Source organism: Calidifontibacillus erzurumensis (assembly GCF_013303125.1).
GTDB classification, from domain to species: Bacteria; Bacillota; Bacilli; order Bacillales; family Bacillaceae_J; genus Calidifontibacillus; species Calidifontibacillus erzurumensis.
Window position 1 is genome coordinate 1 of the sequence record NZ_JABTTE010000063.1, and the last position, 1,034, is coordinate 1,034.

The 1,034-nt window shown below is 32.8% G+C and carries 1 pseudogene; it reads right to left on the reverse strand.

The features are described 5' to 3' along the window. Nucleotides 1–657: 657 nt before the first annotated feature. Nucleotides 658–1,034 (reverse strand): annotated as a pseudogene (locus HR057_RS16785) (hypothetical protein); the annotation flags it as partial.

The window sequence follows — 1,034 nt, forward strand, 5'->3', positions numbered from 1 at the left end:
TCTCTTCAGTAAAGCTTCTAAATTTATAACGCTAACTGTATCTTCACCCATATTGGCTACATAAGCGAACCTATTATCAGCAGAAATTCTAAATCCATGAAGACCTTATCCAGTTTCGATTGTGTTTGTAACAGAAATTACTCATATCAATGACGGATAGGTTGTTATCTTCGATATTTGTTACAACTGAATATATTCCATCAGATGTTTACTATAAGGCTTTATTTTTTTACAAAACCCTCTCATTTGTTTTTCCTCTAGAGGCTGAGCATATCATCATGCATAAACATTCTAAACTTCATTTACTTTCGTATAATAATATTTATTAAGAGGCAAGACCTTTTTAACGGTTTACAAAAATTGGTAATAAATGAAAATATGTAAAAAACTAAGCTAGGCTGGTTTAATTGTAGGCCTTTGATTAAGAAAGCGTTTGACAGTTTTTAATTGCTGATGTTGGTTTAGTAGATTAAATCGTTCTCAAAATCTATCTTTTAATGAAATTCCAAACGTAGTTGGCTGTTGAATTGAACTTCAGAAGCTTAATTATTATAAAAATCATAAAAGCCCTCCCAAAAGGGAGTTCCACACAAAAATGATATTTAAAAGGTTCAGAGTCCAAGAAAATCATGCTGCCACACTGCTAGACTTGAATTCTTAGCTTTCTAAAAGTTCTTTGAAGATCGCAAAAAAATATTTACCACGATTGGCGGCTTGATAATCCCTTTCAAGTTCAGGATCCCTGCGGTCTTCAAATGGCACCTTCAATTCTTCATTCCAAGTTTTTTGTTCCGGATGAAGTGAATTTCCAAATGGCTTACACATTGGCTCTTGAAAAAGTGACGAGTCTCTCCTTAAGTTCTGTTTAGATTGATCTTGATTATGTGTATCCTGGATTTCAACTGGGAATCCCATTTCATATAACTCTTCAAAATAAAGTTCTTTTAATTTTTTTGAGACGATGCCGTAAAAATAAGCAATTGGCTTTTGAATCTCTTTCGTTGTTTTTAGTTTTCTAACGAGTTGTTTAAAGG